Here is a 6,675-nt window from a genome sequence, read left to right as displayed (position 1 = left end):
GCGGGAGGCTGCGCTGGCGGCGATGCGGCGCTCCATCGACGCTGCCGACGTGACTGCCGCCGACGTCGCCGCGGCCCGCCAAACCGTTCGCCCGTCGCTGAATCCCGCTCAGCTGGCGTCGCTGCGGGCGTTCGCGGACGGGCGCTGACTGCTATTCGGAGAGCTGAAATTCGATCATCGCGGCAACCGAGTCCACCGCCTCGTTGAGCGCCGCCAACCGTGCGGCGGGAGAGGGCGCCGACAGCACCGCATAGCGGTCAGCTGGGCCCAGCGGTAACTGGGATGCCAACGCGTATAAGCGCTTTCCGATGTCTCCGGGCCGTTGCCGGCCCAGCACCTCTTCCCGGCGCGGCGGTCGGGCGTCGCGGGCGGCGGCAACCCGCTCGAACAACGCCATCACGCGGTCGTCAATCTCCTGCAGCTGGCTACCGGTCACCGGTTCACCCGGCTCGTCAGGCCAAAGGCGCACAGTCGCGCGCGGATAGGGTTGGTCGGGCAGCCAGTCGCATACCTTGATGCGCTCGCCCATCAGACAGTGCAGCGCGTAGCGCTCCTCACCGAGGTTGACGTAGTCGGCGATCTCGGCCAGCGCACCGACCTCGTATCGTTCGTCACCGCCGCCGACCTCGCGGCCGCGGGAGATCAGGACGACGCCGAAGCGGAGAACCTTGCTGCGCACACAGTCATCGACCAGCGCGACATAACGTGGCTCGAAGATGCGCAGCGGCAGTTGCTCAAGGGGCATCAACACCGATTCGAGCGGAAAGATCGGCAGCTCAAGCGTTTCGGTGATTCCGGAGTCCGCCATGATCACACGTCCAGCTCATCGACCAGCGCGTCGACCACGGCGCGCAGGTCACCCTCGTGCTCCTCGGACACCCGGCGCTGCCGCTGGTACGACGCGCCCAACCGGGGGATGTCTGACACCGCGGCCAATTCGTCGGCGCAGTGCAGCGATTTGGCGACCGGCTCCAGCCGATTCAGCACATCGTCGAGGTCGTCGGTGATCAGGCGTTCATTGCTGTCGGCGTCGAGGATGATGATCGCATCCAGCCCGTAACGGGCTGCGCGCCATTTGTTTTCCTGCACATGCCAGGGCTGCATCGTCGGCAGCGGCTCGCCCGCCTCGAGCCGGCGGTCGAGGTCGACGACCAGACAGTGCGTCAGCGCCACCAGCGCGGCGAGCTCGCGCAGATTGGACACCCCGTCGCAGACCCGCACCTCGATCGTGCCGTTGTGCGGGGACGGCCGGATGTCCCAGCGGATTTCGTCGACATGGTCGATGATTCCGGTCTTCTTCTGGTCGCGTACGAAGCCTTCGAACTCCGCCCAGGTCTGGAAGTGGAACGGCAGGCCCGCGGTGGGCAGCTGCTGGAACATCATCGCCCGGTTGCTGGCGTATCCGGTGTCCTGGCCGGCCCACCACGGCGACGACGCCGACAGCGCCAACAGATGCGGGTACCAGTGCAGCAGTGACGACATGATCGGCATCACCTTGTCCGGCGAGGAGATTCCGACGTGCACGTGCACGCCCCAGATCAGCATCTGCCGCCCCCACCACTGGGTGCGCTTGATCAGTTCGGCGTAGCGCGCCCCGTCGGTGAGCTGCTGCGCCGACCACTGCGCGAATGGATGGGCGCCGGCACCCAACAACTCCATGCCGCGGCTTTCGACGATGCCGCGGATCGCGCCGATCGTGCTGCGCAGGTCGTCCATTGCCTGCGCCGTGCAATCGCAGACACCGCTGACTATTTCGACGGTGTTACGCAGCAGTTCCTGGTGAACCCTTGGATTCTCCCCGATCTCGGTGATGACTGCGACGGCTTCGTTGCTCAGGTCCCTGGTTTTCGCATCGACGAGTGCGAATTCCCATTCGACGCCCAGCGTCGGCCGCGGTGAGACAGCGAAATCCACGCGGTCGGATACCCTAGGTCCCGGGGAACTAACCGGTGCCGATGACACCGCACGCCACCCGCTTACCGGCGTCTCCGGTGGACATTGTCGTCTGGTCGGGACCGGTCGCTCCGTTGATCTGCCGGTAGCGGTCTGCGGGAATGTTGGCGAAGTTGTCCGGGCCGGCGTGAATGACGATCGACGTCTTGGCGCCCGACACCAGGTCTTCCTTGGTGAACGCGTCGGTGGTCGTCACCAGCAGCGCCTGACCGTCTCCCCGCACCTGCAGTGAGGTCAGATCCCCGCTTGCCCCGCTTTCCGGGGTCTCGGTGTGTCCGGGGGCGCGATAGTGCCCGCCTGCGGACAGGAAATCGCCGGCCGGGCCGCCGGTCAGGGCGACCGAGTGCGCCTCGCACTTGCCCACTGAGTGGATGTGCAGGCCGTGGAATCCGGGTGACAGCTGGCCCCGGCCGACCGTCTGCACCGTCAGGAGGACGTATCCGTTGTTGAACTCGAATTTCGCGGTCGCGACCTCGATGCCGTTGGGTGCCCGCAGATGGGTGGTCAAGCTCTCCGGCGCCGCCGCCTCTGCACTGCCCGTGGGAGCCGTCGGCGGTTGCGGCGATCCCGTCCAGACCGATGGAGTGGTCCCAGACGAACTGGACGGAAGCTCGTGGGGGCTGCAAGCGCTCACCAGGACGACCGGGGCAGCGAGCGCCCCGAGGGCGGCGGTGGCTTTGCGGGAACGGGCGGGCATGACCATGCTGAGAAGCCTATCGGGTTCGCCGCGAGCGTAACGCTGGTGCGGACTAGTACGTCGTTTCTCGCATTGACGTACCGCTCGCCGTTGACCAGCCTTTGCTAGCCGGTCACCACCACGATGACCCCGGGTGGCTGGTCGGCGATGTTGGCTGTCCGCGGCGCAACGGGCGCGGATATCAGCTTGCCGACCGCGTCGGCGGTCTCGTGTTCACCGGCGGCGTCGCTGTAGTACACCGTGGTCGCCGAGACGTTAGGCAGATCGAGGTTGCCCACATCGGTGACGCTGTAGCCGGCGTTGCGCAGCGAGTCGGCGGTGCGCCCGGCGACGCCTTCGGTGCCCGAGATGTTGTAGACCCGGACATCGGCCTTCGGCGCGGCCGGCTTCGAACTCTGCGGCGCCGAGGTGGTCGTCGCATTGGACACCACTGACGAGTCGTCGTCGGAGCCCGACGAGCTCATGGCCTGGAATCCGACCAGCAGAAAGATGACGCCGAGGAACAGCAGCACCATCACCATGGCCCGCAAAGGCAACCCCGAGGAGTCGGGAACGCGCTCGTTCATCGAGCCCACTGTATCCAGGACTGCCCGAAATCCTGTAAAGGCACAGGTGGTGCGTCAGGTGACTTCGAAGCCCAGCCGGCGTGCGGCCCGCGCCTTCTGCCTGCTGGCACGCAGTCGCCGCAACCGTTTGACCAGCATCGGGTCCGCCGCCAACGCCTCCGGCCGATCGACTAGCCCGTTGAGCACCTGGTAGTAGCGGGTCGCAGACATCGAGAACAGCTCTTTGATGGCTTCTTCCTTAGCGCCGGCGTACTTCCACCATTGCCGTTCGAACGCCAGGATGTCGTGTTCGCGGCGGCTGAGCCCATCGGCGACGTCAGAGTCGTCCCCCGATCGATTTGCCTGCGCCATGGCGCCGTCCATACGCTTCCTTGGACCCTTCCGGCGAGTTCTCGAATTGCGACTCTGCTTCGGCGTTATTCAATCACGCCCGCCGGAGTTGAGCCGTGACCGAAGCCCGCGAGTCGTGTTCTGCTCGCGCCGCGTTGCGGCGCGCATCGTCACCGGGCTGGATCCGATTGCCCGCCTCCTCCTCGCGCCGCGTTGCGGCGCGCATCGTCACCGGGCCTAAGCTTGCCGGTCATGGCAGTCGTACCCATTCGCATTGTGGGAGATCCGATCCTGCACACTCCGACAGCCCCGGTGCCGGTGGCCGACGACGGTTCGCTGCCCGCCGATTTGAACGATTTGATCGCCACCTTGTACGAGACGATGGATGCCGCGCATGGGGTCGGGCTCGCCGCCAACCAGATCGGCGTGGGCTTGCGGGTATTCGTCTACGACTGCGCAGACGAGCGCGGCCAACCGAAACGCCGCCGCGGCGTCGTCGTCAACCCTGTTCTGGAGACCTCCGAGATACCTGAGACCATGCCCGATCCCGACAATGACGACGAGGGTTGCCTGTCGGTACCCGGCGAGTCGTTCCCGACCGGACGCGCGAAATGGGCACGTGTCACGGGACTCGATGCGGACGGCAGTCCGGTCACCCTGGAAGGCAGTGGATTGTTCGCGCGGATGTTGCAGCACGAGACCGGACACCTCGATGGCTTCCTGTATCTGGACCGCCTGGTCGGCCGGCACGCCCGCAGCGCGAAACGAGCGCTGAAATCCCACGGCTGGGGTGTTCCGGGCTTGTCGTGGACGCCGGGCAAGGATCCTGATCCGTTCGGCAATTGATGCTCTCGTGGCCGGACCTCCGAACGCGGGTGGCGGTGCGTTATCGCCGGCCCGAAGGGTCGGTACCGCCGCTGACCGACGCCATAGGGCACCTGCTGCAGATCGAGCCGTCAGTACGGATACGCATGAAAGCCGGTGCGGTGGTGGAGATCGCGGTAGCCGATGTGGTGGCTGTGCGACCGTTGACCGACACACCGATTCGCACCTCACAGATCCGGGCGCTCGAACACGCCGCCGCGTTGGCGCACCCGGGCATCGAGCACAGCTGGCTGAACGGCTGGTTCCTGCGAGCTGGACGCGGCGGCAGCATGACTTCGAATTCGGCTGTGCCGCTTGATGTGTCGGCAAGTCTAACAACGATCCCGACTATCGTCGATTGGTACGCGCGGCGCGGCCTCCCGCCGCGGCTGGCCCTGCCGGATCGCCTGCTGCGTGTGCCGGGCGCGGCCGAGCAATCCCATCGCCTGCTGGTGCGTGACATTGAGGCGGTCGGACAAGATCCCTCGATCGAGCTCGGTTCCCGTCCGACGAACACCTGGCTGCAAGAGGCCGGCAACGGACCGCTTGTCGACGAGGCGACCGCGGTCGTCGGCGGTGAGGTGATCTTCGGCACTTATCTGGCCGTAGCGGCGGCGCGAGCCGCGGTCACCGACGCACCTGATCGGACGCGTTGGGTCGGCGTGTCGGCGCTGCGCCTGACTGGCGCCGGTCGAAGCCTTGAAGCAGCGCACAAATTGATGAAGGCCCTGTTGAACTGGGGTGCCGAGCAAGGCGCTGCCCGCGCCTACGTCCGGATATCGGAAGGTGAGGTGACCCTCGGGCGCATCGCCGAATCGCTCGGCTTCACCCTTCACCATCGCGGTTGCTACGTCGTGGCTGGCCATTCGTAGGCTGTACCCATGCCTGAGGGCTCCTTGCGGCTCGCCACCTGGAACGTCAACTCGATACGCTCGCGGCTTCCCCGCGTCCTAGATTGGCTGGCGCGCGCCGAGGTTGACGTGCTGGCTATGCAGGAAACCAAGTGCGCCGACGAACAGTTCCCGACCCTGCCGTTCTTCGAACTCGGCTACGAAGTGGCGCACTGCGGGTTCAACCAGTGGAACGGGGTGGCGATCGCGTCGCGCGTTGGCCTCGACAACATCGAGGTCGGCTTCCCCGGCCAGCCCACCTGGAGCAGCAAGGCCGAGGTCGAGGCGGCCGCCGAAGCCCGCGCACTGGCCGCCACCTGCGGTGGGGTGCGGGTGTGGAGCCTCTACGTCCCCAACGGCCGCGCGCTGGGCGATCCGCACTACACCTACAAGTTGAATTGGCTTGCCGCTCTACGGGACACGGCTGAGGGCTGGCTGCGTGAGGATTCCGCGGCGCAGATCGCGCTGGTAGGTGACTGGAACATCGCCCCAACCGACGACGATGTCTGGAGTGTCGACTTCTACGAAGGTTGCACGCACGTCTCCGCGCCGGAACGCCAAGCGTTCAACGCCATCGTCGACGCCCGATTCGCCGACGTAGTAAGGCCGTTCACGCCCGGCCCGGGCGTCTACACCTACTGGGACTACACAGCGCTGCGATTCCCGAAGCGACAGGGCATGCGCATCGACTTCATCCTCGCCTCGCCTGCGCTGGCCGCGCGTGTCGCCGGCGCCCAGATCGTTCGCGAAGAACGCAAAGGCAAGGCGCCCAGCGATCACGCACCGGTGCTCATCGATCTTGCGTGACGACGCGGGGGGTCGGTAGGCCCGGCACCTTATACCCGAGCAGTAGCGAAAGCGCGGCGACGCGATCACCGGCATTCGCCTGCACGTTGTCTGCGCGTTCGCTTCGTGGCAGGCTCTAGTTCCACAACTGTTGATCAGGATTTTGTTGATTCCGGGGAGTGCGTTGTTTTTGCGGGTATACAACCGGGACCTGTCTGGTCGGCAGGGCCGATCAGGTTGACAGCAGAGTCGATTTAGTTCCAGGAGACATCATGAGTGTCGTTGGCGACGCGGTACGCGGCGTGGGTCGAACGGCGAGTCGTGCCGCGGAGGTGACCACCGAGGCTGCAGGCGCCGTCGGCGGTGCCGCCGTCAACGGCGTCGTCGGCGGGGTACAAGGAGCCGCGACGGGGGTGCAGCGTGGACTGAAAAGCGGTAGCCACTCGACGCCGGCTGCGGCGTTGACGCTGGGAGCCCTCGGCGTCGTGGGCCTGATCGAGTGGCCGGTGCTGCTGGCGGTGGGCGCCGGAGCCCTGGTGCTGCGAAGGCTGAACGCGCACCCCGACGGTTCCGGCACCCAGGCGAAAGC

The 6,675-nt window shown here is 66.4% G+C and carries 10 protein-coding genes; 5 read left to right on the top strand and 5 right to left on the bottom strand.

Annotation, left to right across the window (positions count from 1 at the left end; genetic code table 11):
- On the top strand, positions 1 to 148 hold a 148-nt coding region (locus WA317_RS09440; protein WP_425172777.1), incomplete at its 5' end, for a hypothetical protein.
- Positions 149 to 151: 3 nt separating this feature from the next.
- Here WA317_RS09440 and WA317_RS09435 read toward each other — a convergent pair.
- The 5 genes from WA317_RS09435 to WA317_RS09415 all read right to left on the bottom strand — a co-directional run bounded on the left by WA317_RS09435 (position 152) and on the right by WA317_RS09415 (position 3,579).
- Positions 152 to 808 (bottom strand): LON peptidase substrate-binding domain-containing protein, encoded by a 657-nt coding sequence (locus WA317_RS09435; protein WP_425172775.1) that lies wholly within the window; start codon positions 806 to 808, stop codon positions 152 to 154.
- 2 nt (positions 809 to 810) lie between these two features.
- Positions 811 to 1,962 (bottom strand): glutamate--cysteine ligase, encoded by a 1,152-nt coding sequence (locus WA317_RS09430; RefSeq protein WP_425172774.1) that lies wholly within the window; start codon positions 1,960 to 1,962, stop codon positions 811 to 813.
- Positions 1,943 to 2,656: a superoxide dismutase[Cu-Zn] gene (gene sodC / locus WA317_RS09425; RefSeq protein WP_425172773.1), complete on the bottom strand. Its 714-nt coding sequence runs from the start codon at positions 2,654 to 2,656 to the stop codon at positions 1,943 to 1,945. The genes WA317_RS09430 and sodC overlap by 20 nt, the downstream gene beginning before the upstream one ends.
- A 98-nt stretch (positions 2,657 to 2,754) precedes the next feature.
- The gene (locus WA317_RS09420; protein WP_425172772.1) at positions 2,755 to 3,216 is read right to left on the bottom strand and encodes a LytR C-terminal domain-containing protein; all 462 of its coding nucleotides are present in this window, start codon (positions 3,214 to 3,216) and stop codon (positions 2,755 to 2,757) included.
- Between the two features lie 54 nt (positions 3,217 to 3,270).
- Positions 3,271 to 3,579: a DUF3263 domain-containing protein gene (locus WA317_RS09415; protein WP_425172771.1), complete on the bottom strand. Its 309-nt coding sequence runs from the start codon at positions 3,577 to 3,579 to the stop codon at positions 3,271 to 3,273.
- Positions 3,580 to 3,798: 219 nt separating this feature from the next.
- Between WA317_RS09415 and WA317_RS09410 the strand changes: the two genes are divergently transcribed.
- The 4 genes from WA317_RS09410 to WA317_RS09395 all read left to right on the top strand — a co-directional run.
- Positions 3,799 to 4,392 (top strand): peptide deformylase, encoded by a 594-nt coding sequence (locus tag WA317_RS09410; RefSeq protein WP_425172770.1) that lies wholly within the window; start codon positions 3,799 to 3,801, stop codon positions 4,390 to 4,392.
- The gene (locus tag WA317_RS09405; RefSeq protein ID WP_425172769.1) at positions 4,392 to 5,282 is read left to right on the top strand and encodes an N-acetylglutamate synthase, CG3035 family; all 891 of its coding nucleotides are present in this window, start codon (positions 4,392 to 4,394) and stop codon (positions 5,280 to 5,282) included. Before WA317_RS09410 ends, WA317_RS09405 begins: the two co-directional genes overlap by 1 nt.
- A gap of 24 nt (positions 5,283 to 5,306) precedes the next feature.
- The gene (locus tag WA317_RS09400) at positions 5,307 to 6,107 is read left to right on the top strand and encodes an exodeoxyribonuclease III (protein ID WP_425172776.1); all 801 of its coding nucleotides are present in this window, start codon (positions 5,307 to 5,309) and stop codon (positions 6,105 to 6,107) included.
- A 251-nt stretch (positions 6,108 to 6,358) separates the two neighbouring features.
- On the top strand, positions 6,359 to 6,675 hold a 317-nt coding region (locus WA317_RS09395), incomplete at its 3' end, for a hypothetical protein (RefSeq protein WP_425172768.1).

Origin of the sequence: Mycobacterium sp., from assembly GCF_049802695.1 — a bacterium.
Classification (GTDB): domain Bacteria; phylum Actinomycetota; class Actinomycetes; order Mycobacteriales; family Mycobacteriaceae; genus Mycobacterium.
Note: the sequence above shows the minus strand (reverse complement) of the source record. Positions and strands in the feature narration are given on the sequence as shown.

Coding starts and splice junctions, on each gene's coding strand:
- WA317_RS09420 (WP_425172772.1), bottom strand. CDS start 3,216: ATGAACGAGCGCGTTCCCGACTCCTCGGGGTTGCCTTTGCGGGCCATG.
- sodC (WP_425172773.1), bottom strand. CDS start 2,656: ATGGTCATGCCCGCCCGTTCCCGCAAAGCCACCGCCGCCCTCGGGGCG.
- WA317_RS09405 (WP_425172769.1), top strand. CDS start 4,392: ATGCTCTCGTGGCCGGACCTCCGAACGCGGGTGGCGGTGCGTTATCGC.
- WA317_RS09410 (WP_425172770.1), top strand. CDS start 3,799: ATGGCAGTCGTACCCATTCGCATTGTGGGAGATCCGATCCTGCACACT.
- WA317_RS09435 (WP_425172775.1), bottom strand. CDS start 808: ATGGCGGACTCCGGAATCACCGAAACGCTTGAGCTGCCGATCTTTCCG.
- WA317_RS09415 (WP_425172771.1), bottom strand. CDS start 3,579: ATGGACGGCGCCATGGCGCAGGCAAATCGATCGGGGGACGACTCTGAC.